This window comes from Parabacteroides sp. CH2-D42-20, from assembly GCF_003670185.1.
In the GTDB taxonomy this organism is placed as follows: Bacteria; Bacteroidota; Bacteroidia; order Bacteroidales; family Tannerellaceae; genus Parabacteroides; species Parabacteroides distasonis.
Window position 1 is genome coordinate 322,225 of record NZ_RAYG01000001.1, and the last position, 24,511, is coordinate 346,735.

The window sequence follows — 24,511 nt, forward strand, 5'->3', positions numbered from 1 at the left end:
CAAAGATACAAAAATTGTCTAGCCGTGGATAGTCCTGCCGAATAATTACATACAAAAAAAGCTTGACTGATTACTCAATCAAGCTTTTCAACTTCAGTACCCAGAGCCGGGATCGAACCGGCATGGAAGTGAATCCACTGGTGTTTGAGACCAGCGCGTCTACCAATTCCGCCATCTGGGCATTTTTAATTAACCTTTAGCAGTAGGTTTGTTTCTCAAATGCGTTGCAAAGGTACAGCTTTTTTTTAAACCCGCAAGCGTTTGGGTGAAAATTTTCAAATATTTTTTTCACAGTGGGAATATGTACGGGATTGTTTCGCATAGAAAGATTATTTCGTTACATTTGTAAACGTATAATCATAATAACAGCCAATATCATGAAAGATAATTATTGCGTCATCATGGGAGGCGGAATCGGTAGCCGTTTCTGGCCTTTCAGTAGAGAAAGTTACCCAAAGCAATTCCTTGATTTTTTTGGGAGCGGACGGTCTTTACTGCAAATGACATTTGATCGCTTCGCAAAAATCATCCCTACTGAAAATATATACATCGTTACCAACGAATCTTATGCGGACTTAATCAAGGAGCAGTTGCCGGAATTAGCGGAAGAACAAATCCTTTTGGAACCGGCTCGTCGCAATACAGCTCCTTGTATCGCTTATGCGGCTTATCATATTAAGGCATGCAATCCGGAAGCCAATATTGTCGTAGCCCCTTCCGACCATCTGATCTTAAAAGAGGATGTTTTCTTGAGGGACGTTCAAAAGGCGTTGGATTTCGTGAAGAGAAACCGTGCGTTGGTCACCTTGGGCATCAAGCCTAGCCGCCCGGAAACAGGATACGGATATATCCAAAGCAGTGATACGGTAGTAGATGATTTCACCAAGGTGAAGACCTTTACTGAAAAACCGAACCTCGAGTTGGCAAAGGTATTTATGGAAAGTGGAGAATTCTTCTGGAATTCTGGCTTGTTCGTCTGGAACGTGAATACGATCTTGGAAGCGTTCTCTAAATATCTCCCGGATATCAGCAGCCGTTTCGATCTAGGTAAGGATAAATTTAATACCCCGGAAGAAAAAGCGTTCATCCAAGAAAATTTCCCTTATTGCCTAAATATATCCATCGACTACGGTATCATGGAGAAAGCGCACAACGTATATATGCTATGTGTAGATTTCGGCTGGGCCGACCTCGGTAGCTGGGGATCTTTGTTCGACCTAGCGAATAAAGACGAAAATGAGAACGCAGTATTGAAAAATAACGAGGCAATGCTATACGAATGCTCCGGCAATGTGATCGCATTAAATAACCCGAAACGTCTAGCCGTTATCCAAGGACTAAAAGATTGCATCGTGGCCGAGTCTGGAAACGTACTATTGATTTGTAAGAAGGATGACGAACAACGTATCAAACAATTCGTAGCCGACGCTAAAATCAAATACGGAAAAGAATACAACTAATTAAGAATTGAGAATTGAGAATTATCGGCAAGCGGTATTCATTCTCAATTCTCAATTTTCAACTTCTTAGCAAGATATCGTACAGGATACCACGCAGCCAAAAAGCCTATCGTTAATACCGTTACAAAGACTGTTATTATATCGACCGGGACTACACGTACCGGATAAGCCTCTATAATAAACGCTCCGGCAGCTTCCCCTAGTTTTATAAAGCCAAACTCTTGTTGTAGCAAGCAAAGTATAACCCCGATCAAGACTCCGATCAAAGCTCCAAAACCGGAGATCATCCAGCCTTCAAACAAGAAAATCCGACGGATCAGACTGTCATCAGCCCCCATATTACGCAGTGTACTCACATCCTCCTGTTTCTCGATCATCAACATGGATAAAGAACCCACCACGTTGAATAAGGCGATCGCCAATATAAAAGTAAGGATCAAGAAGGTCATCCATTTCTCGACTTGCATCATCTTGAAAGAAGCCTCTTGTTGCTCAAAACGGTCTTGCACGATATATTGATCACCTAGGATACGTTGAATCTCTTTCTTTACCGGAGCGATATCCCCGCTATCTTTCACCTTCAATTCCACCGCTGTCACTTCTTTATCATAATTAAATAAAGAACGGGCCAATGACAAAGGCACGATCATATATGAATCATCGTAAACCTGTTGGTCCGTACGAAAGACAGCACCGATATAAGCATATTCCAAATTGAAAGAAGAAGCCGGATTCGCCATGTTCACCTTCTCCTCCCGCTTCGGAGCGTAGATCTCTAGCGGAGAGACGAAGCCAGCGTTTATTCCTAGCGAGAAAGCCAATCCGACCCCCATATTCGCGTAATTCGCCACCTCGTCATTCAGAAGGAACTTTCCATCGATCAAGATACTATCGATCTGCGCCAGTTTCTCATATTGCTCGTCTACACCTTTCAAGGTAGCTACACCCTGACGATCTCGATAACGGACCAAGGCATTGTCCTGCAATACCTCACTAAAACAAACAATGCCGGGCAATTCCCTCACCTTACGTATCTCTTCCGAGGTCGGGTCGAAAACCTTCCCTTTCCGGGGCATGATCTTCAACTCCGGATCAAAATTGCTGAAGAGAGAAGATACCAAATCGTTGAAACCATTATAGACCGACAAGGCGCATACTAAGGCGATCGTGGCGACAACAACCCCGCATACCGATACCATCGATATGATATTTATGGCATTGTGCGACTTCTTCGAAAAGAGATATCGCCGGGCTATATAGAACGGAAGATTCAAGGCTCCTCTGATTACTTATGCAAAAGATTGTCGATATTCTCGATATAATCCAATGAATCGTCTATAAAGAAGCTCAATTCAGGAATCTTACGAACCTGCAAACGAATACGTTGCCCCAAATCAAAACGGATCGCTTTCGTATTGCTCCGTATAGCCTCCAATAGCTCTTGCGATTTATCCGACGGGAAAATGCTTAAATAAGCTCTCGCCACACTTAAATCCGGACTTACACGAACTACGCTGACAGAGACCAATACGCCATGCATTCCTTGCGTCTGCTTCTGAAATATATCACTCAACTCCTTCTGAAGAAGGCGTTCGATCTTTTGTAATCTAGTACTTTCCATACGCTTTATTATTTACTTTTTCCAGATCATCGTCAAGCCGTCACGTAAAGGGAGGATCACCTTCTCTACCCGATCGTCTTGCTTAACCTTTTCATTAAAAACCAGTATTCCCTTCGTTTGTTTATCGGAAGGATGCACTTCTTCTACCACTTTACCGTCCCAAAGCGTATTATCCGCGAGAATCAAGCCGCCCGGACGGACCATCGGGAATACCAAATCATAATACTCGGAATACAGGCGTTTGTCGGCATCGATAAAAACCATATCGAACGTCTCATCCAAACGGGGGATAATCTCCATCGCATCCCCAAAATGGACTTTTATCTTGTCCTTATGTAGCGAGCGGGAAAGATATTTCATGATAAAATCCTCCATCTCGTCATTGATCTCAATCGTATGGATCAACGCCCCCTCTTCCATGCCTTCCGCCATACACAAAGTGGCATAAGACGTATAAGTCCCGATCTCCAAGACTCTTCTCGGACGAATCATCCGGCAAAACATCTTCAATATCCTACCCTGCAAATGCCCGGATAGCATACGCGGACGGAGAAGGTTCACATTGGCGTCGCGATTCAACGCCGACAGCAAATCCCCTTCTTCATCTATATGAGAAAGAATATACGCATCAATCTCGCCCGTAAACATTCCTCTTACTCTTTAAAAGTAGGCAACTGATATTGCGTGCCGGCATCCAGCACCTTTCCTACGTTGTTAATCTCCAAAAAGCTGGTACCGCCACCTTCGCCGAAGCTACCGCTCAAATACGCTACCATATCGTTGCGAGTGATACGTCCGCTATGGATCAGCTGGTTCAACGCATCATAGAAATATCCCCTACGACTGTCGTTGTACGGCTGATGAACCGCCCATACCCCATAAGAAAGACCCAACATACGCATCACACGAGGATTATAGCATATAGCGAACACAGTAGAGGTTCCGCGGAAAGCGGCCAGATAACGTGCCGTACGACCCGTATAACTATCCGTGATAATCGCCTTCACATGTAATTTAGAAGAAGACTTAACGGCTTGTTTCGCCAAGAAAGAAGTCACGTCTAAATCATTCCCCTCGATCGGCACACGGATATCATTCGCGGAAAGCTTAGTCTTCTCAGCTTCACGAGCCACTTTCGTCATGGTCCGTACCGCCTCGATCGGATATTTTCCATAAGCCGTCTCACCGCTTAACATCAAAGCATCCGTACGATAATAAATAGCGTTGGCGATATCCGTAACCTCGGCACGAGTAGGACGAGGATTATTAATCATGGAATGAAGCATTTGCGTAGCCACGATAACCGGCTTCTTCACCTCCACGCATTTACGGATCAGCATACGCTGGATACCCGGGATCTTCTCGGCCGGAACCTCGATACCCAAGTCACCACGAGCGATCATGACGCCATAAGCCACTTCCAAAATCTCCTCGATATTGTCTACACCCTCTTGATTCTCGATCTTAGCGATAATCTTGATAGGGCTGTTACGCTCGTCCAAGATACGTTGGATATCCAATACGTCCTGTTTGTTGCGAACAAATGAGTGAGCGATAAAATCGAGATCATGATCGATCGCCCAAAGGATATTATTACGGTCTTTCTCAGTCAACGAAGGCAAATTGATACGTACGCCCGGCACATTCACGCTCTTGCGGCTACCTAGCGTAGCGTCATTCTGGATCTCGCAAAGCAAACAATCGCCGGATTTCCCGGTAACCTTCATTTCCAGATCACCATCATCGATAAGGATGTCGCTGCCAATCGCCAAGTCGTTCACGAAATTCTTATATGACACACAAATACAATCATGCGAAGTTTCCTGATCGGGATTACCGATTACCTTCACGATCTCTCCAGTCTTGAAAGGGATCGGTTCCTTGTTTACCGTCGTCGTGGTACGTACTTCCGGCCCCTTCGTATCCATCAAGATACCGATACGGTCGGATACGGTACGGACGTTATTTACCACACGGGTCAACCCCTCTTCCATCATGTGAGCCGTATTCAGGCGCACCACATTCATTCCCGCTTTATATAACGCCTCAACGAACGCAACGTCGCAGCGCTGGTCGGAAACTGTAGCAACAATCTTCGTATGCTTTAACATATACCTTAAATTATTATAACCTAATTATTAATTCTATTTGATAACCTTCTAAACCTTCTATCACATAAACGATTCGATCGCCAACCGATACGAATCCAGCCCAAACCCAAGAATCACTCCCCTGCATGCCGCCGATATCATCGACACATGACGAAACGATTCACGGGCATGCACATTCGAGATATGCACTTCCACGACTGGCGTAGTAACCGCCTTGATAGCATCGTGCAACGCAATGGAAGTATGCGTATAAGCGCCGGCGTTCAACACGATACCGTCATATTCAAAACCCACCTCATGGATCTTGTTAATTATCTCTCCTTCCACATTACTTTGATAATAAGATATCTCACACTGAGGAAAGCGGGCACGTAACTCGCTCAAATAGTCCTCGAACGAGGCATTTCCGTATACTGTCGGTTCTCGCTTGCCCAACAGATTCAAATTAGGGCCATTGATGATCTGAATCTTCTTCATTCTTAATTGTAAGTTTATTACCTTTGTACCGCCCGTTGAGGCCGGAATTATCCGGCAAAGGTAAGGATTTTATTTGACACATTCATAACGACATACCGACAATGCGACAAGGAAAAGATATAATAAACCGATATAACACCTATTTACGATTAGAAAAATCGCTCTCTGCCAACTCCATCGACGCCTATTTGACAGATCTTGACAAATTGCTACGTTTCGCAGAGGATGAGAAAAAGGACGTTAAGGAGATCAGCTACGACGACTTGCAACAGTTCATCGCCCAATTACGTGACATCGGTATCCATCCCCGATCGCAAGCACGCATCATCTCGGGTATCAAATCGTTCTATCGTTTCTTATTGCTTGACAATTATATAACAAATGATCCGACCGAATTGTTAGAGTCTCCCAAGATCGGATTGAAGCTGCCGGAAGTATTAACCGTCAACGAGATAAATAGCATTCTCGACACGATAGACCTCACGCTTCCCGAGGGACAGCGGAACCGTGCGATGCTGGAGGTTTTATATAGTTGTGGACTGCGCGTATCGGAGCTTACTGGCCTGCGTTATTCGGATATATATCCCAAGGAAGGTTTCATCCGGGTAGAGGGTAAAGGAAGCAAACAACGGCTTGTTCCTATCTCCGAAGTTGCTTTGCGGGAAATTAAAAACTATCTGTATGACCGGAATTCGGTCGTGGTTAAAAAAGGCTTCGAGGATATTTTATTTCTAAGCCGGCGAGGAACGGCCCTCTCCCGTATCATGGTATTTCATATCATCAAGCAACAGACGGAGGCCGCCGGTATCCATAAAAACGTAAGTCCCCATACCTTCCGTCATTCTTTCGCCACCCACTTGCTGGAAGGAGGCGCCAACTTACGCGCTATCCAAGAGATGCTGGGGCATGAGAAAATCACCACCACCGAGATATATACACATATCGACCGGGAATTCCTTCGCAAAGAGATACTGGAACATCATCCGAGGAGCAGGCCAAGAACTTAAAAGAACCGATCCTGCTCCGCTAGCAAAGCCTCAAGGATGTCATAAATTATTTATTTCCTCCTCTGACAAACCAGTATAACGCACGACCATTTCCATCGAAAGCCCATCAGACCGCATACGCCGAGCTGTTTCTAGACGTTCTTCCACACGGCCTTCTTCTCGACCTTCTATTAGTCCTTCTTCTCTGCCTTCTGCTAATCCTTCTGCTAATCCTTCTTCCCGTCCTTCAAACTTAGCAGTGCTCAACACGTCATTCTGGATCATAATCGCATTCAGATGTTCGTCATAAGCATAACGTTCCTCGGGAGACATTGAGTAATAGCGTAATTTCTCTCGTGCCTCTTCCAAGCCGGGGGCTGTCGTTCCGGAAGTTATGATCCCATCTTTCAAGTATCGCACCCATTCCTCCAAGGGGGTCACGGCCACCTTATCAAACTCATTCACCCGGACCAATATATACTCCGGAAAGATCTCCGAGGGAAGACGCTTGACGATCGCACCCCTCTCCTTGGTATTTACCTGTAAATGATCATGGGTATGCACGCCGACAAATTGGTTCTGCCCGTGATACAGATAATCGGTTCCTACGCCTATATCAAAATAAAGGATACTGATGGAATAGACCTTTTTCACCCCGGAATAATCCTGTCCCAAATGAAGATGCTCGGTGACGGCCTTCGCCACGCCATAAAGCACACGTTCCAAATAATAAAGTTCGCGGGTATTCTGGATCTCGATAAGGATGATATCTCCCTTTGTGTTCTTAGCCTTGATATCCACCCGATTGAATTTATCATCGGCCATTTGCTGGTTTCCCTCACTCTCCAATATCTCCTCAATCTTGATCTGCTCGCCCAAGAACACGGTAAGAAAGCCTTCTAGCACTCCGAAATTCGCTTTTTGCCGGAGTAGGCGTTTGATGGCCCAGTCGAAACGGATATATCGATCTTGTAATTCCTTCATATACTTCTCCTCTTTTTCTGTTTTCTTTTCCATAGTCATATCATGTTTTAGTTACCCCACTATTGGGTGGCTTCAAATGTACATAAAAAGATCTGGAATACAAGCTTATCCCATCTAAAAAGAAATGTCCTTCTTTTTGGATCCGTAAGTGAATAGCCAACGAACGGGATCGTAAGCGGTCGCAAATGGGTATTCGTGTACCGTTATTACTCTATTTTAATCTCATATTTTATCGATTTAAACTATTTACTTAAAGACAAAAAACATGGATGTGGACAAATGATCACACATCCATATCTAATTATCAACAAATTAAAAGCTATCAGGTTCTCCTAAAATGAACAAATGTAAATACAGCTCAATTCTTAGAAATGAGGATTCTGTACCAAATGGCCATCCGACTTATCAATCTCCGACTGAGGAATCGGCAAGTATTTCTTTGTATCATCCCAGCCTTTGATAAAATCTTTTGCTTGGTTCGTACGTACTAAATCCCAATAACGAATACCTTCCATCGCAAACTCATAACGGCGTTCCTTATAGATATTATCCAATGAAACCGCCGGAACCTTATAATCATCCCCCATCGCACGTTTAACGACTCTCGCATAATAATCCTGTGCCTCGCCTACGCTACCTCCACTTCTCAACAAAGCTTCCGATGCCATCAATAATACGTCGGAGAAACGAATTACACGGTAATTGTTCTTATAATTCAGCGCTTCCGTGCCAACCGTAGAAGAATACCCCGCACGAGGATGATATTTGCGTACGCTATATCCTGTATATTGATTCACATCCGAGCTAACCGTCCCGCCTTCCGCTCTAAACTCCTCATGATCTATGATTGTTGTCCACTTTCTAGGATCATTTGGTAAAAACGCATCATTCAATGCTTTTGTTACAGGCGCAAAACCCCAACCTTCCACATATACATTATTAGGATCTTTCAAACCTCTGGCTCCTAGCATTATTATATCGGAGTTACCTTGATTAGCCTTGCCTGCCCAATCATTCGAGTTCCCGATTTCCGTATAATTGACTTCAAAAACAGATTCTTTGCACCATTCATACTCATCATCAAAAAGAACTTTATAATCCGGGATCAAATCATATTGATAGGCAGGATCGGTAATTAGTTCTTTCAATTGGCTGGCGATCTCCTTCATTTTAGTATCATCATTCTGATATAAAACGATACGTGCTTTCATCGCGATAGCGGCACCATTCGTAGCTCGTCCTTTCTCATTAGCCGGGACTATCTTAGGTAACTTCCCAATAACATTATTATCTAAATCCTCGATTAATTTCGCATAGACCTCATCCGGCTGTAACTGAGGGACAGTTGTTATATCATCCAATCCCAAATTCGTCTCGTAATACGGTATGTATCCAAAGAAACGCCACAACTGGAAATAATAAAATACACGCAAGAAATGAGCCTCAGCCACATAACGATCACGAAGCTCCTCCGACATCGTCCCCTCCGGAAGAAGAGGGCATTTCTCTATCACGATATTCGCACGGTTCACACCCTCATACGAACGCCCCCATAAACCCTCGGGTAAGTTTGTCGGTGTCACCCAATTGGTAAAATCATTCACTCGCTGCAACTGCGGTTGATCCGATACCGTCGATCCACCGGTCTCCGCATCATCCGACATGATATTACTTACCAGTTCATAAGAGCTATACGCATTATAAGCGTTCCATTTCAACGGGTCATAGGCAGCGACCAATGCCTCGGTCAAATCCTCCTGTGTCTTGTAATAATCCGTTTCGATAACCTTATTCGTCGGAGACAACTCTAAAAAATCATTGCAGCCACTTAGTCCGAATACAACGGCTAGCAGATAAATATATTTATTCATAACACTAATTTTAATGATTAAAATGTCAAATTCAATCCAAATGTATAAACCCGGGCTTGAGGATATACACCCTTATCTATACCCATTGTCGAACCGATTTCCGGATCCATTCCCTTGTATCCCGTAATAGTCAACAAATTATCGAACGACGCATAAAACCTCAAGCGTTGTATATAAGCTTTTCGGGTCAACTGGGCCGGCAGCGTATAACCTACCTGTAAATTACGTAAGCGCAAGAAAGAAGCATCGTGAACCAACAAAGTAGACGGACGGAAGTTCTTAGGCGTATCACCCAAGACAATCCTTGGCATCGAATTGGAGGTGCCCGGTCCTGTCCATCTTTCCAAAGCATCCGACGTATAATTGACCGCCGCCAACTCATAACGGCGTAACGCATCGAAAACATCCGCTCCGAAAGAACCTTGGAAAAAGGCACTTAAATCAAAGCCATTCCAATCAGCCGCAACAGTAAGTCCAACCATCCAATCCGGATTAGGTTTGCCTATCATCGTACGGTCCTCGTTATCATCGCTGATCACGCCGTCTCCATTCAAATCCTCAAATTTCGTATCACCGGGTACCGCATTCGGTTGTATAGGCTTACCGGTAGCAGGACTGATATAGTTATCGATCTCCTCTTGTGTCTGGAAAACCCCAATCGCCTTATATCCGAAGAAATAACCGATCGGATAACCATTTTGGTTCCTTGATACCGTACCTAAAGTCGGTAAACTCTCCTTATCGATATATCCTGTTTGATTTCCTAGATTCTTGATCTCATTCTTCACATAAGAAGCATTCGCCAAGAAAGATAGATTCACTTTATCTACACTTAATTTATAACCGACTTCAAGCTCGATACCTTGGTTGGTCAATGTCCCGACATTCGACAAAGGCGAGCCACTTCCCACATATAGGGGTATCGGACGCTCCATCAACATGTCTTTTGTATCTTTCTTGAACCAATCAAAACTAAAAGAAAGGGAGTTATTAAAGAAGCGGGAATCAAATCCAAAGTCCAATTGCTCCGAGGTTTCCCAGCGCAAATCAGGATTGGCCAAAGAAGTAGGTTTTGTTCCGCTATGGATGACACCGTTCGAGCCTGCCCCGAAACTATAGTTATTTCCTCCGGTCATCGTCGTAGTATATCCAAACGACCCGATTTTCTCATTTCCGTTTTGGCCCCAGCTTCCGCGTACTTTTAAGAAATCGAACCATCCCGGTTTATTTTCCATGAAAGGCTCGTTAGTCAACGTCCAGCCTGCGGAGACGGAAGGGAAATAAGCATATTGATTATTCCGGCCGAAGTTAGAGGAACCGTCCCGACGAAGGGTTAACTCAAGCATATACCTTTCGTCATAATTATAGTTTAATCGTCCGAAAACGGACGCCATCCGATGCTCTGTCGCACCACCTTCCGAATGCTGATCGCCGGGAGAGGCACTATTGGTAAAATCGATCCATGCTTTATGATCATCTTCCGCTCGTAAATTCAAGGCTGTTCCCTTTACCTTTTTACTATCATACCGTTCCATAGAGGTTCCCAGTAAAACGGCGAAATTATGTTTATCGATCGAACGTTTATAACTCAACGTATTCTCCCAAAGAAGCTTCATGCCACGATTCATCGTTTGCTCCACCCTCGATTTCTCAGTCTTGACCATATAACACAAATAGCTAACTGGGAACCAATTCCTTTCGCCCCAAAAAGCCATATCCGTGGAGAGAGAGGTCTTAAACGTAAGATTCTCGAATACTTCCAATTCACCCCAAACAGAACCTACAAATTTATCCCAGTCCTTGTTATTGTTTAAGGTCTGCATCATAGCGACCGGATTCACGATCTCTTGATTCTCGATCACGTTATAGATGCGGCCTTCATCATCCTTGACATAGCCGGGATAATTTTTCTCGTAATAAGCGAGATCTTCCGCCGAAGGATTCTCCAGATAGACCGATTCGTTCGGTGGAGTCATCACCGCACTTGCTAACGGGCCGGAGAAGTTGTCATTCTCCGAAATACCTTTGGATATGATCCGTGTATATCCTAGGTTCGTACCGACCTTGAAACTACGGAAAAATTTATTCGCCTTATTCTCAAACACATTATAGGTATTGTTGAAACGTAAGCTATATCGTTTATAATCCGACTTATCTTTTCCTCCAACAATTCCTTCTTGATCTAAATAACCAAAAGAGAGGAAATAGCTTCCCTTATCACCACCCCCACTGATGCTCGCTTGATGATTCATGATCGGGGCATTCTCGTTATAAATCTCATTCTGCCAGTTCGTCCCTACACCTGCTTTCGAAGGATCATCGTAAATAGGGTCCATCCCGGCATTCACGTAAGCCTCATTCATTATTGTCTCATATTCGGTGGCATTCAAGACCGACATTTTTCGCCAAGGATTTTGCCAACCGATAGAGAAATCATAATTGACAACCGCTTTTCCTTTTTTCCCGCTCTTTGTCGTAACCAGAATAACACCATTAGCCGCACGTGAACCGTAGATAGCGGCTGAAGCGGCATCTTTTAAGACCTCGATAGATTGTATATCCTGCGGATTCAGATAATCGACACCTCCTTCAAGTGGCATTCCGTCCACAATATACAAAGGGTTACTATCATTGATAGTTCCTGTACCACGGATACGGACTCTCGACTCGGCTCCCGGTTGTCCGGAATTCTGCATAATGCTTACTCCCGAGACTTTTCCTCGTAACACATCCTCTACCCGGGTCGGCGTCAGCTTCTCCAAATCATCGGAGGTGACACGACTGATGGCCGCTGTCATCACGCTCTTCTTCTGAACGCCATAACCAACCACTACCACCTCATCCAAGGCTTGCGTGTCCTCTTTCAAGACAATCTGTAAATCAGTCTGCGTACCGACCTTAACCGTATGGGAGAGATAGCCTATAAACGAGATTTCTAATACATCGCCATTTTTCACATCTAGCGTAAATACGCCATTCATGTCAGAGATCGTACCGGTAGTAGTTCCTTTTACGGAAATACTCGCACCGATAACCGGAGTTCCATTTGTATCCAAGATCGTTCCTCGCAATTTTCTTGTCGCTTGAGAAACTTCCACCGGATTTACATTAGGATGGGAAAGGCCGCTTGCCTCCAGATTGCCATTTAAGGAAGCGAGCAATAATGACCCGACACATATCCAACGCCATCGCTGATCCTTACTTTTCTTTTTCATAAACTATTCGAATTTAAAGGTTTAAACAATATTCCTAACATTACTTTTTGGTTAGTCGGACTCTGAGTATTTTCAAAAAAGGGGTAGCATTCCCCTCGACAGCACTCACGAGGAGTGCCGCCGTAGGAAATTGGATATAAAAGCTAACCTAACTAATTTAATGTATACTCAAAGTAATCCTTGAAAGAGGTTACCGCATCGCCTACTTTTAGATAACGGCGACTAAGTACTGGTTTCGCCCTCCCCTTCTCATGATACTCGGCTATCAGAAGATAGCCTCCTGATTTTGAGGGCAATTTCAGAAGGCAAGGTTGAAGCCGCTTGCCAAAAGGTTCAATCACAATAGACTCTTCTTGTGTCGAAATAATAGTTCCTTTCTCGTCTAGTAGTTTCAAGAGAACTTTTCCAGACGACTCCTTATTCAAGTCGTTCACCCCTACCAAGTTGAATACTAAATCACTACCCGGTTTCAAGGGCTCGAGATGTTTGGTATAACGACGATCCGCTAAATCGATAAAGACTGCCGAGGGGGCGAAACAATGCTTGAACCAGCGGAAAGCCGGTGAAGGTTCCAAATCCTTGATATCATTGATGAACCAATCTCCCGTGAAACCATAATTATTGGTCAAATGACAAAAAGCCAAGATTCCGCCTACCGAACGTTCCGAACGCAGCCATTCCGTCTCAAGTTCCAACCAATATGCCTGCAATTCACGACATTGTTCCGGAGTGGCATTCTCGCCAAGATAGTAATTGTAATTGTTAAGTGTCAATTTCGAGGGCCGTCCATCACGCCATAACCAAATCCATCCGTACTCATTCACCAACTGAGGAACGCCCGCATCTAGTATAGAAGAGAAACCTACCCAATTCTCATGCAATGCACCTAAGTTATAGGGATTGTTTTTGAAGTAGTCGTTCAGTTCGCTGGAATGCATCAACGTAAGCGCACGATAAGGGTGTGGTTCATCCATCTCATCGTTCGTCCCCATCTGATCTGATGTCATGTAACCGGCATCCCAGATCCGGGTCGGGTCTAATTCCTTTAGTTCGGGAATCAGCGTATTTCCTATATAACTGTCCCAATTCTCATTGATCGCATCCCAGATCACGATACTGGGATGATTGCCATCGCTCCATACCCAATTCGTATACTCCTTACGTACCTGTTCATCCCATCCATGATTTTGCCAATATAGCCACTCATTCTGTAATACGATACCATACTCGTCGCAAAGGTCATACCAGAAGTCAGGTACAATTCCTACACATATTCGCATAGCGTTCCAATCGATTGACTTTGGCAGGTCTACCATCAGTTTCTTCACCCATTCCCGATCCCAAGCCAACGCTTGACAATCCGGGTCCTCAAAGAAACGTTGAAGCGTAATATTGGAACCTCGTAAGTAGAATTTATCCCCATTAAGCGTAAAGAATTTACCTTTTCTCGAAAAATCACGCATACCGAAGTTCACGGAATAACGATCTACAAGCTCATCTTGGTCATACACCGAGACCTCACCTTCGTACAAGAAAGGGGAATCAGGAGTCCAAGCCTTCGGATTATCCAAAGAGATACTCGTTTCGAAATAAGTCCTATTATCCCGCTTAGCCTCACCTTCAATCATTTTCTTTCCTACTATCCTCCCTGTAGTCTTCTCCTTGACACAGTACTCAATCTTACAAGAATCCTTCATTTTATCCCCATACAACATTTGGGGTGGATACAAACTTCTCACCAAGGTCTTAACTGTCACCAATCCTTTAGCCAGAGAAGGCAGGAATAAAACTTTATCGACCCGCATCTTACCAGTAGCCGTAATGAACACGTCATCCCAGATTCCGGGTAGGTAATGGACTTTCTCCTTATCCGTTCCGCCGGCGGCCTCGCTAGGCAACCACGCCCGGTCGCCCACCTGAATCAATATCTCATTGTCCGAGCCATATTTTACGGCACTCGTAATATTAAAATCCATTGGAGTATAGCATTCCATAGAAGCCCCCACTTCATGCCCATTCACGAAGACTCGTGTAACATATTGGCTTTTCTTTATCGTAAGGAATAATTGCTCATCCTTAAATTTCTCATCGATAAATACTTTCCGCTTATACCAATTATACATCGGCGTATAATCTCTCTCTAAGAAATTAAACTGTTCCACCAGCTCCACGCCGTCAGGTTTCTTAAAGAATTTCTCGTATTGAGAGATTTTAGGCCTCGCTAAATGCACCAATCCCGGAACCGGTATCTTACGGGTATATTTCCGTGGAGGAAAAGCCAGTTCCGTTTGATCGAAATCCCATTCCCCATTTAATGAGATCGTTGTCCTCCCATCATCGGCCCAAGCGAATACAGATAGGAAACAACACATAATTAAAATTATTCTTTTCATGACATCCGATTTATTTAACTCTTTCACGAAGGCAAGTTACAATTATTAAAGACATAAACTTTATAGAAATTTACCTCCTGCTTTTAGAATCTTATCAAAATATAAGAATGATCGTAATACATACCATCCCAAGATTAAAGCCGTTTCAACAATTTGGCCGCTACCTCATTATTCTTCATGAGAGACGCATCAATCGAAGAAGAACGGATAATAGAAGTCAATCGTTTATGCCATTCCACATCCCGCCACATCCCAACAAACTGAGGTCCGCAAAAATTACTGGTCGCTACACCGACCCACATACCCGTACGGGCAGCCGTAATAGCTCCTAACTCGCAAAGATCCTTTATCCAATCCCATTTCAATAAAGGCCAATCCTTATAATCCACCAATCCCCAACATTCTGTCGTAACGAGAGGACGGCGATTCTTCCGGGCCACGGAAGCCATAAGCTCGATCTTATCAGTCAACAATTTCTGCCAATATTCAGGTCTTTCCCGATAAACCCGTTCCGCGTTTTTCACCACATTCTTATAATCATCCGGTGAAAAACGATTGTAGCCATATCCCACCAGCTTATAAAATTCTCCACCATTCTGTTGGGCCATCCAAATATGATGCTCATACAAATCAAGAAAAGAGCAATCCACCTCTTCATATTTCTTGACATCCCCATGATCAAAAGAATATAAGAATGGCATATCCGGATATGCTTGTCGCATCTTCTCCAACGAGGTTTTCATCCATCGTAAGGATTCCTCCTTATACCAATTCCCCCAACCGACATTCGGATAGGTTTTAGCGAAAAAAGGAGCCCACGAATCACCGGGCCACTCATTGCAAAGATCCACATAAAGGATCGTATCCAATAACCCATCCTCCTCGATCGAACGAAGGGTTGTCAGCCAGCAATCCGCCAATTTCTCCGGTGTATCTAATTTCAGGCAAACCTCATCCACATCGAGACGATACCAAGAAGAAAGCCCGACCTTAATATCCCGCTCCTTACATTTCGACAAGAACAAGTTCAAATTCGGTTGAACTTGTACCTCATTCATATCCGGACTTCCCCAATCTTGCTGATTCCAAACTTCTTTAAGTAACCATTTCTTCATTGGATTCTCCGCTATTAAATGAGGATAAGCATCAATACGTATCGCATTATACCCCCGTTCCGAGAGCTCGTCCAATACTTGGTCCCAGTCCTCATAACCGGCTCCGGGCCAACGCCTCTCCAACCAAGAAAAATCCCACATGGTGATTGCCCGGGGCGAGATTTCTCCTTTCCCGGCAAAAGCCATTTCACTTTTAGCTAATGCATTTGATAAATCAAAAGCCACTAAGCCGCCTAATGCCGCAACTGCTGTTTGTCTAATAAATACTCTTCTATCCATATTATATTATTTTATCTTTCGGGTGTCCTCCTTTTCTCCAAAAAGCCTCGATCTTCTCCAATGAAACTCCTTTCGTTTCCGGTACATAGAAATATCCCCAAATAATCGCCACAATTCCAATAAACGCATAAAATAAGAACGCTCCTGCCGGATTCCCTTGGCTTTCGCCATTGATCGTTAAATCGGTTCCCGGTATTGAGAATACCTTCAGTATCTTGAAAAAGGTAAACGATACGATCGCATTGAAAAACCATACGGACAATGAACCGAGAGAAGCCCCCAGCCCTCTTAGCTTTTGTGGAAACACTTCCGACACAATCAACCAACCTAACGGCCCGATGCTGATAGCGAAAAATCCCACATATAAGAAAATAAGGACGATGGAAAGCCATTTCCCAGAATCCCCTAATTGAGCGGCGAATATAAAAGAGGTAGCGAGTAGCAACAAGGAAATCACGATACCGCTCAACCCCAGAAAATAAAGTTTACGCCTTCCCAGCCGATCTACGAAATAGACAGACAGTAACGTGAACAATAAATTGACAACTCCCACCCCTACAGAAGCCCCAATCGCAGAGACCGCACCATCGAAACCGGCCATCAAGAATATTTTAGGACTATAATAGATCACCGTATTGATACCTACGAACTGTTGGAAGAACATGATACCAATAGCGATAACCAACGCATTCCTCAACCAAGGCTGAGCCAAATCCTTAAAACGCCCTTGTTGCTCATCATTTTTCCGCATCTCATTCCGCATCTGCTCAAATGAGACATTTACTTGATCCGGATGCTCGATCATCTTTAAGACCGATAAACTCTCCTCCTCCCTGCCAACGGACATCAACCACCTTGGAGATGGTGGAACCAGCAACATACCCACGAACAAAATAATAGCGGGAATCACCCCCACATAAAACATCGGCCTCCAACATGAAACAGACGTCTCATCCGCAAAATACAAATCCGAAAGATAAGATACCAGAAGCCCGATCGTAATCATCAATTGGAACATGGCGACAAACATCCCCCGTGACTTCGCCGGGGAAACTTCCGCAATATAAAGAGGTACGGCAAAAGAAGAGATCCCGATAGCCACTCCCAAGAATAAACGGGCGGCAATCAAGTGGTAAATGTCCGGAGCCCAACCCGATCCTAACGCACCGAAAGCGAAAATAACAGCCGAAGTCAAAATGACTTTCCTACGTCCTATGCGATCCGTCAATTTACCACAACACAGCGCTCCCAGAATAGCTCCCAGCAAACCGGAGGAAGTAACTACCTCCACCATACTATCGTCTATACCAAAATCTTTCTGGAAAAAAGGAATCGCCCCGGAAATCACGCCGGTATCAAAGCCAAACAATAGTCCTCCCATAGCGGCGACAATCGCTATTACATAAATCATCCAATATCTATAGCTCGTGTTTTTCATGTTTTTCTTGTGTATTTAATCCATCTATAAACTCAAGGCTCGAAATCACGCCATACCTCCGCCTTCAACGCCGGATTAGGCACATATAAGAAAATCTCCGGATTTTCCTCGAATTGTCTGTAAATAGATACTCCTTTCCGAATATCTAAAGAAATATAATCCGAAGGAGATTTACAAATCAAATGAGAGGAATCGTACATCGGATTCGCGATCCATTCTAATTCATCGCTTCCATTAAATACAGGAAACCAAGCGATTCCCCTGTGTTTACGAACCCCCTCATACACAAAACCATAATCTCTATCGCACCACGCCCCGAAAGTCAAAGGTAATCTCGGATTTGCGCTAATCGTCGCATGTACCCAATAGGGAGGAACGATCACTACATCCCCCGGAAAGGCATGTACCGCATAACATCGACCGGGTTGATCCTCCGCATACTCCTGCATATAAATAATCGCCTCTCCCGACCAAACCTCATAGATTTCCGGCGTAGACCAACCGCTATAAGGAGATATCTTATGAATATGCCCTTGACTTCTGACTGGCTCCTGCCCCAATTTACCAGCGCTATATGTCACTACCCCGAATAACAAATGTAACTTATTCAGCAACGCACGATGTTCTTCCTTGCCGACATCCATAGCGATCGAGTAAACCTGCTCCGGTCCCTTGCATTGAGGATCACGCAAACTAGCCCGTATATCTTCCAGCCGGCGAATCTCGACCTCCGGACCAAATACACCCGCCCCATAGGTAACCCCCATAGGCGATTGAACCGGTGTTATATCAATTCCTTTATCAAATACAAATCCGTTCATTTTGCTGTTGTTTTACCATGAAATACTCCAAGCCGAATAAAGCGGCGTCATCGCCCAAGATTGCCGGCACAATCGGGACTTTCCCGGAAGGACACCAAGCCAACTCATCCACTCGTTTGCTGATATAAGGGATAATCACCTCTTGGCTTTTTAAAATCCCCCCACCTAGAATCACGACTTCCGGATCATAAGCATGTATATAGGTTATTATCGCCGACGCCCAGATATCCATACATTCATTCCTAATTAATAAAGCATCTTCATCCCCCTCCTGCGCTAACCTAAAAATGCGCTTGAAATCATAGACATCCGCATCTCGTTTAAACGATTCCGATAAAAGGGCATGCTCCCTGACAATGGTCGGTAAGAAGAAAGAGGAAGACAGAGCTTCTACACAGCCTTTATTCCCGCATGAACATCGACGGCCCTTATAATCCAACACAAAATGTCCTCCCAAAGAACCCGCTTGAAAATGCTGTCCATACAGAAGCCGTCCATCAATCACGACTCCCGTACCGATACCGGTTCCGATTGTCATCATGACTACATTGTTCTTTCCCCGGGCCGCACCCTGCCACCATTCTCCGGCTACGGCCAAACGAGCGTCATTATCCATGCAGAAAGGAACTTCCCAATTCTCCCATGCCCATTTATCCAGACTGATCGAACAGGCATCATCATACTTCTCATTCGTAGAGATTACCCGGTTATGAATTGGATCTACCAGCCCGGGAAAAGCCAGGCCGATACAACGAAGCGCAGCCACATCAATACGCCAAGCGGCCAACAACCGATCGATCGCCTCCTTTATCTTAGGTAAGTTCGGAGCTAATCCCAGAGCCAGACGGGAAGGTAATCTCACACAGTCTACGATCTCACCATCAGACAATAGTCCGATCTTTACGACCGTCCCCCCTAAATCTATCGCTATCGTATACATAAGCTATCGCAATTTAGGGGTACCGTTCACTTCTACCAATCGGGCCGAGAAGCCCTTATTCGCTATCTCTTCATAATTATGCCCGGCATCCGAAGGCCAGCACGCGGCAAATGACAAGACGCTATTTCCAGTATTAGCTACCCGGTGCGCTACACCGCCCGGTATATAATGCAGGCTACCCGGCATCATCCTTTCCGCCCACGTATTCCGTTCCCGGTCCATCAAGATCAACATACCTTCGCCTTCCAATCCCCAATAATACTCAGAACGATCCTCTTGTTGATGAAAATGGCCTTTCGTCATGAAATACTCATCTCCCACCTTTCCCGGATATAATTGAGTAATACCAAAATAAAGCCCTCCCGGAGTGCCTTCCCGCTCCGGTAAATAACTATATACCTCGTATGCTAATTGATCTAATGGTAATTGGGAATAAGCATCTTGATTCTCAAAAATTCCGGCAAGCTCGCCTAAAGTTCTCCGGCTCTTTACCACACCTTCCCCCTTTAGCTCATCTTGAAAAAATGACAAGGATGGGATTACAATCTTTTTATGTTCCATGATATTCTATTTTACGATACAACTTATATCGCAAAAATAGATCGAATACCTTGGGCTTTATTTTAGTATTTTTCCAAACAACTATGAAATCCTGCCCTTATTCTCCATCCAGGCGCTCCTTATATTTTTTCTGGTACTCGGATGGAAGCATATTCGTGGTTTTCTTAAATTGGCCGATGAAGTTGGATAGATTATTGAATCCGGCCTCGGAGCTAATCGTGGATATCTTCAGATTTCCCTCTATCAATAGTTTTTTCGCGTGTCCTATGCGCATGTCATTCAAGTACTCCACGAAAGTCTTCTTGGTCCGTTTCTTGAAATAACGACAAAAAGCGGTCGGAGTCAAGCCTACCAAAGCGGCGACTTCCTCCAGTTTCACTGGAGACGTGAAGTTCTTCACCAGATATTTATAGACCTTATTGAAGCGCTCGAAATCGTCCGAGTTGACCGTTTCCGTAAACCCCGTACTGGCTAATATCTCATATTCTTCGGAAGTCGCCATTAATTCCAGTAAAGCAATCAATTTGATCACCCTACTCGCTCCCGTCTCATTGGCGGATTGGCTGATCAGCTCGGCAATCTTCTTCCGGGACTTACCCACAAGCTTAATCCCTCTACGGGAACGCTCTATCAATTCCCGGATATTACTCATCTCCGGAAGACGGATTAAATTAGGTTCAAAAATCTGACGCTTGAAGAACAAGCAAATACAAGTAGCCCGCAAGCCGGAACTCTTATCGAAATAAACAGGGTCGTTTCTCCACTCATGTGGCAGTTGAGGGCCGATCATACAAACATCGCCCTCGAAATATCCTTCCACATGATCCCCGACAAAGCGAGTACCCGTACCACTTGTGATATACATTATCTCAATAGCCGGATGGTAGTGCCAAGGCACTATAAAATGCGGTAGATCCTCCACATAGAAATGAATGTGACTATCTATCGGGAATGGCAGTTCTTGAAATAATGGTTTCATAAGCTTTATACTAAAGGTTTCAACCTCTCGATCAGTTCATCCCCAAGCGCCCGTTTATTCACGATATGTTCCTGCACGGCGGTAACAAACGGATTATTCACGAAATCTCCTCGAACACCCTCGAAATCCTGTTGCTTTTCCTTGTTGGAACCATCCACACCGAAACCGATCATAGAAGTCAAGGAGAATTCCTTACGGGCATCCTCATAAAGCATCTCATCCAAGCGGATCACACATTCTTGCCAACGACGAACCAGCTCAATAATCTCTGCGGCGGAAATCGAACGGAGATCCACCCCATAATAACGTTCGATCATCTCGTACGCCCATGTCCATTCCAAGGAATAATAACGTCCGTGAACCAAACGGAAAAAGCATTCCACATCCTCTAAGGAAGCGATTTCCCCCTGTTCGATATCTTGCAACAAGGCTTCTAGCGGTTCCCTCGGGAGGATCAAGCCCGCCAAGTCCAACCATTCTCCGGAGCCTTTGGATTCCGTAGGACGCAATTGCTCCCAGACCTCTTCCATAGAACAATAGGTCGTACCTTCCAAACGCTTGATTAACGAGTTACCAAAGAACTTATTAATTGCCATCCCATAAAAGTTCAACGCATTCCGGAGGGAGGAACCTTTTATACGAGTATTCTGATAATAATAAATCTCGGAAGTCTCTCCAACCAATGCCTGCAGGTTTTTCAAGATATCCACCGCTTTCAGCATCTTCTGGATCGTATAGGGACTCAATAGATTATAGTTAATCATATCCAAGCGATCCGGGTCCGTACGTTTATCACGTTTCGGCCATTTCTGGGCATCACGGATCGTACCCACGCTGCGAAGATTAATTCCCGGGACTAAGTAAGTCTCATCATCCTTCTCTATTAAATAGGAGAATGGGATATCGGAAGTATCGCTATGGTGATGATGGCGGCCCATTACCAAAGAGAAAGCGCCGATACGGGCCGGCCAAAGGATATACGAGTCGCTGGTAGTCTTGGAACCACGTTCCACGATCCCTTGATGGATCGGTCCCAGCTTATACATATGATTACTCTGGTTGGAGCCACTTCCCGCGTTCAAGAACGAATACATTCCCGCTATCAACAAACTACTCTTATGCATAGACACCGTAAACGGACCGGCGAATATAGCGCAAGCCTCCCCATTCTCGAAAGCGCAGTTGCTGAACAACAAGGAATCATGGGCCGAGAAGTTATGCGTCACTTGGCAAGCCTGTCCGATAAAGCAACGGATAATCTTAGCGGCATCCGCGATCTTGGCTCCCGAAGAGACAATGAAATCTTGCGCAATCACACTATCCCCGATAAATACCGGGGCCTCTCTCTTACTATTTACGGAACCATTTTCCAGACGTGCGCTATTCTCTATGGTCGCGTAATCACCAATCTTCACGTTACGGATCGTACCGGTATTGACAATCTTGACCTTATCGCCAACCGTTCCCTCCGTAGAGGCAATACCCTCCGTATAAGCGGTAATCATATCCCGCAAGCGTTCGATCAAGGCCGGACGATGACGGTACAATGCTATAATATAAGCCAATGAAGCCGACAGGCCATCGTAAATCGGAACCTCACGCCCGCCGGTCTCATTCAAGACCGACACCTCGACATTATTCCCGAACGTAGCCTTGCCTTCCACCAACATAACATTTATATTCTGGATAAAGCAGTCATCACCGATCCGGTAATTAGCGATATAATTCTGTACGTTCTCAATCAACACGTTATCCCCCAACGTACAATTATGCAGGGTAACATGACGAAGCCCGCTATGCTTTACCAATCCTCCCGGCAGGGTAAACACCTTACGAAAGGCCCCTAACTTAACCACTCCTGAAAAACGTACGTGGTTCACATATTCAATATCAAACACTTCTGGAACCCAAACTTGATTCCAATCATCGGCCCGGCAAGCCTGAGATCGCAAGGTGGCGATCTCATCCGGCCGCAAATTTCTCAAATGATTCATTGGTACTAATTTTGTAAGACTCTACTCTTCATCATATTGCTGAAAGAGGAAGTCATTGTAGGGGAAACGGGTGATATGGATTTGTTTGACCCGTTCATACAACATCTCTTTCAACGCCTCTATATTCGTACGTTCCTTGGCGGAGATAAAGATGCAATTATCTTGCAATTTTCCCATCCACGTACGTTTCAGTTCATCCAGATCGATATTCTCACGACCACGAGGGGTCAAATCATCTTCCTCTTTCGGGACAAAGGTAAATGCGTCCACCTTATTGAAAACCATGATCATCGGTTTCTCGGTCTTATCGATCTCCGCCAACGTACGGTTCACGACCTCTATTTGCTCCTCAAAAGTCGGGTGTGAGATATCCACGATATGTACCAGCAAATCCGCCTCCCGTACCTCATCCAAGGTAGATTTAAAAGATTCCACCAGCTCGGTCGGTAACTTGCGGATAAATCCGACCGTATCAGACAGCAAGAACGGCAAGTTCTCGATAATGACCTTGCGTACGGTCGTATCCAACGTAGCGAACAACTTATTCTCGGCAAAGACCTCACTCTTGCTCAATAAGTTCATCAAGGTAGATTTACCTACGTTCGTATATCCGACCAACGCTACACGTACCATCTTACCCCGGTTTTTCCGTTGTACGCTTTTTTGCTTATCAATATCCACCAGCTCTTTCTTCAATCGTGCGATCTTATCCAAGATAATACGTTTATCAGTCTCCAACTGTGTCTCACCCGGACCACGCATACCTACGCCGCCTCGCTGACGCTCCAAGTGTGTCCACAGACGAGTCAAGCGGGGTAACATATATTTATATTGTGCAAGCTCCACCTGTGTCTTCGCATGGGCGGTCTGTGCACGGCTAGCGAAGATATCCAAGATCAAGCTCGTACGATCCAAGATTTTCACCTGCAATTCTTTCTCAATATTACGGAGTTGCTTCGGACTCAGCTCATCATCAAAGATCACCAAACCGATCTCATTCTCTACCACATACTCCTTAATTTCCTGCAATTTACCGGTCCCGACAAAAGTGACGGAATTCGGGTAATCCATTTTCTGGGTAAAACGCTTTACCGCATCCACCCCTGCCGTATCGGCCAAGAAAGCCAATTCGTCCAGATATTCCTTAACCTTTTGCTCATTTTGCTCGGGGGTAACCAAACCCACCAAAACGGCCTTTTCGGTCTGTGCCTCAGATATGATAAATTCTTTCATGCCACAAAGATATATTATTTCAATTATTTACGT

19 protein-coding genes and 1 tRNA gene are annotated in these 24,511 nt (G+C 44.6%); 2 read left to right on the forward strand and 18 right to left on the reverse strand.

Translation table 11 applies throughout. From position 1 onward, the window contains the following. Positions 1-97: 97 nt before the first annotated feature. Positions 98-181, reverse strand: a tRNA-Leu gene (locus tag D7V92_RS01215). Between the two features lie 196 nt (positions 182-377). Between D7V92_RS01215 and D7V92_RS01220 the strand changes: the two genes are divergently transcribed. Further along, positions 378-1,460 carry a mannose-1-phosphate guanylyltransferase gene (locus D7V92_RS01220; protein ID WP_009016577.1) on the forward strand — a complete coding sequence of 361 codons (1,083 nt, stop codon included), beginning with the start codon at positions 378-380 and terminating at the stop codon, positions 1,458-1,460. A 44-nt stretch (positions 1,461-1,504) separates the two neighbouring features. On the opposite strand, the gene D7V92_RS01225 is transcribed toward D7V92_RS01220, so the two are convergent. From D7V92_RS01225 to aroQ, 5 genes are read right to left on the reverse strand one after another with little or no spacing between them, the layout of a single operon-like run. Then, positions 1,505-2,734 carry an FtsX-like permease family protein gene (locus tag D7V92_RS01225; RefSeq protein ID WP_121772101.1) on the reverse strand — a complete coding sequence of 410 codons (1,230 nt, stop codon included), beginning with the start codon at positions 2,732-2,734 and terminating at the stop codon, positions 1,505-1,507. An 11-nt stretch (positions 2,735-2,745) separates the two neighbouring features. Beyond that, the gene (gene rbfA / locus D7V92_RS01230; protein ID WP_005859883.1) at positions 2,746-3,081 is read right to left on the reverse strand and encodes a 30S ribosome-binding factor RbfA; all 336 of its coding nucleotides are present in this window, start codon (positions 3,079-3,081) and stop codon (positions 2,746-2,748) included. Between the two features lie 12 nt (positions 3,082-3,093). Next, complete coding sequence (locus D7V92_RS01235) at positions 3,094-3,729, reverse strand: O-methyltransferase (RefSeq protein WP_005859885.1); 636 nt, start codon at positions 3,727-3,729, stop codon at positions 3,094-3,096. A gap of 5 nt (positions 3,730-3,734) precedes the next feature. Further along, entirely contained in the window at positions 3,735-5,192 is a 1,458-nt protein-coding gene (gene pyk / locus D7V92_RS01240) for a pyruvate kinase (RefSeq protein ID WP_121772102.1), read from the reverse strand. A 60-nt stretch (positions 5,193-5,252) separates the two neighbouring features. After that, positions 5,253-5,669 (reverse strand): type II 3-dehydroquinate dehydratase, encoded by a 417-nt coding sequence (aroQ, locus tag D7V92_RS01245; RefSeq protein ID WP_005859889.1) that lies wholly within the window; start codon positions 5,667-5,669, stop codon positions 5,253-5,255. A gap of 101 nt (positions 5,670-5,770) precedes the next feature. Here aroQ and xerD point away from each other — a divergent pair, with 101 nt between their 5' ends. Further along, positions 5,771-6,676 carry a site-specific tyrosine recombinase XerD gene (gene xerD, locus D7V92_RS01250; protein WP_005859891.1) on the forward strand — a complete coding sequence of 302 codons (906 nt, stop codon included), beginning with the start codon at positions 5,771-5,773 and terminating at the stop codon, positions 6,674-6,676. 39 nt (positions 6,677-6,715) lie between these two features. On the opposite strand, the gene D7V92_RS01255 is transcribed toward xerD, so the two are convergent. The 12 genes from D7V92_RS01255 to hflX form a co-directional block, all read right to left on the reverse strand. Then, positions 6,716-7,672 (reverse strand): Rpn family recombination-promoting nuclease/putative transposase, encoded by a 957-nt coding sequence (locus D7V92_RS01255; protein WP_121772103.1) that lies wholly within the window; start codon positions 7,670-7,672, stop codon positions 6,716-6,718. 332 nt (positions 7,673-8,004) lie between these two features. After that, complete coding sequence (locus tag D7V92_RS01260; RefSeq protein WP_048927046.1) at positions 8,005-9,510, reverse strand: RagB/SusD family nutrient uptake outer membrane protein; 1,506 nt, start codon at positions 9,508-9,510, stop codon at positions 8,005-8,007. A 17-nt stretch (positions 9,511-9,527) separates the two neighbouring features. Beyond that, positions 9,528-12,725, reverse strand: coding sequence for a TonB-dependent receptor (locus D7V92_RS01265; RefSeq protein ID WP_121772104.1), 3,198 nt, complete (start codon positions 12,723-12,725; stop codon positions 9,528-9,530). A gap of 152 nt (positions 12,726-12,877) precedes the next feature. Beyond that, positions 12,878-15,118 carry a glycoside hydrolase family 2 protein gene (locus D7V92_RS01270; RefSeq protein ID WP_121772105.1) on the reverse strand — a complete coding sequence of 747 codons (2,241 nt, stop codon included), beginning with the start codon at positions 15,116-15,118 and terminating at the stop codon, positions 12,878-12,880. Positions 15,119-15,252: 134 nt separating this feature from the next. Continuing rightward, complete coding sequence (locus D7V92_RS01275; RefSeq protein WP_121772106.1) at positions 15,253-16,512, reverse strand: cellulase-like family protein; 1,260 nt, start codon at positions 16,510-16,512, stop codon at positions 15,253-15,255. A 1-nt stretch (position 16,513) separates the two neighbouring features. Further along, positions 16,514-17,950 carry a sugar porter family MFS transporter gene (locus D7V92_RS01280; protein ID WP_121772107.1) on the reverse strand — a complete coding sequence of 479 codons (1,437 nt, stop codon included), beginning with the start codon at positions 17,948-17,950 and terminating at the stop codon, positions 16,514-16,516. Between the two features lie 32 nt (positions 17,951-17,982). Next, the gene (locus D7V92_RS01285; RefSeq protein WP_121772108.1) at positions 17,983-18,771 is read right to left on the reverse strand and encodes a glucose-6-phosphate isomerase family protein; all 789 of its coding nucleotides are present in this window, start codon (positions 18,769-18,771) and stop codon (positions 17,983-17,985) included. Beyond that, positions 18,752-19,711: an ROK family protein gene (locus tag D7V92_RS01290; RefSeq protein WP_009016585.1), complete on the reverse strand. Its 960-nt coding sequence runs from the start codon at positions 19,709-19,711 to the stop codon at positions 18,752-18,754. The genes D7V92_RS01285 and D7V92_RS01290 overlap by 20 nt, the downstream gene beginning before the upstream one ends. Before the next feature lie 3 nt (positions 19,712-19,714). Continuing rightward, positions 19,715-20,272, reverse strand: coding sequence for a glucose-6-phosphate isomerase (locus tag D7V92_RS01295; protein WP_036615948.1), 558 nt, complete (start codon positions 20,270-20,272; stop codon positions 19,715-19,717). A gap of 97 nt (positions 20,273-20,369) precedes the next feature. After that, a complete protein-coding gene (locus tag D7V92_RS01300; RefSeq protein ID WP_121772109.1) occupies positions 20,370-21,251 on the reverse strand; it encodes an AraC family transcriptional regulator in 882 nt (293 codons plus the stop codon). Positions 21,252-21,256: 5 nt separating this feature from the next. After that, positions 21,257-23,245, reverse strand: coding sequence for a DUF4954 family protein (locus tag D7V92_RS01305; protein ID WP_121772110.1), 1,989 nt, complete (start codon positions 23,243-23,245; stop codon positions 21,257-21,259). 21 nt (positions 23,246-23,266) lie between these two features. Beyond that, entirely contained in the window at positions 23,267-24,478 is a 1,212-nt protein-coding gene (hflX, locus tag D7V92_RS01310) for a GTPase HflX (protein WP_005859898.1), read from the reverse strand. Positions 24,479-24,511 lie beyond the last annotated feature (33 nt).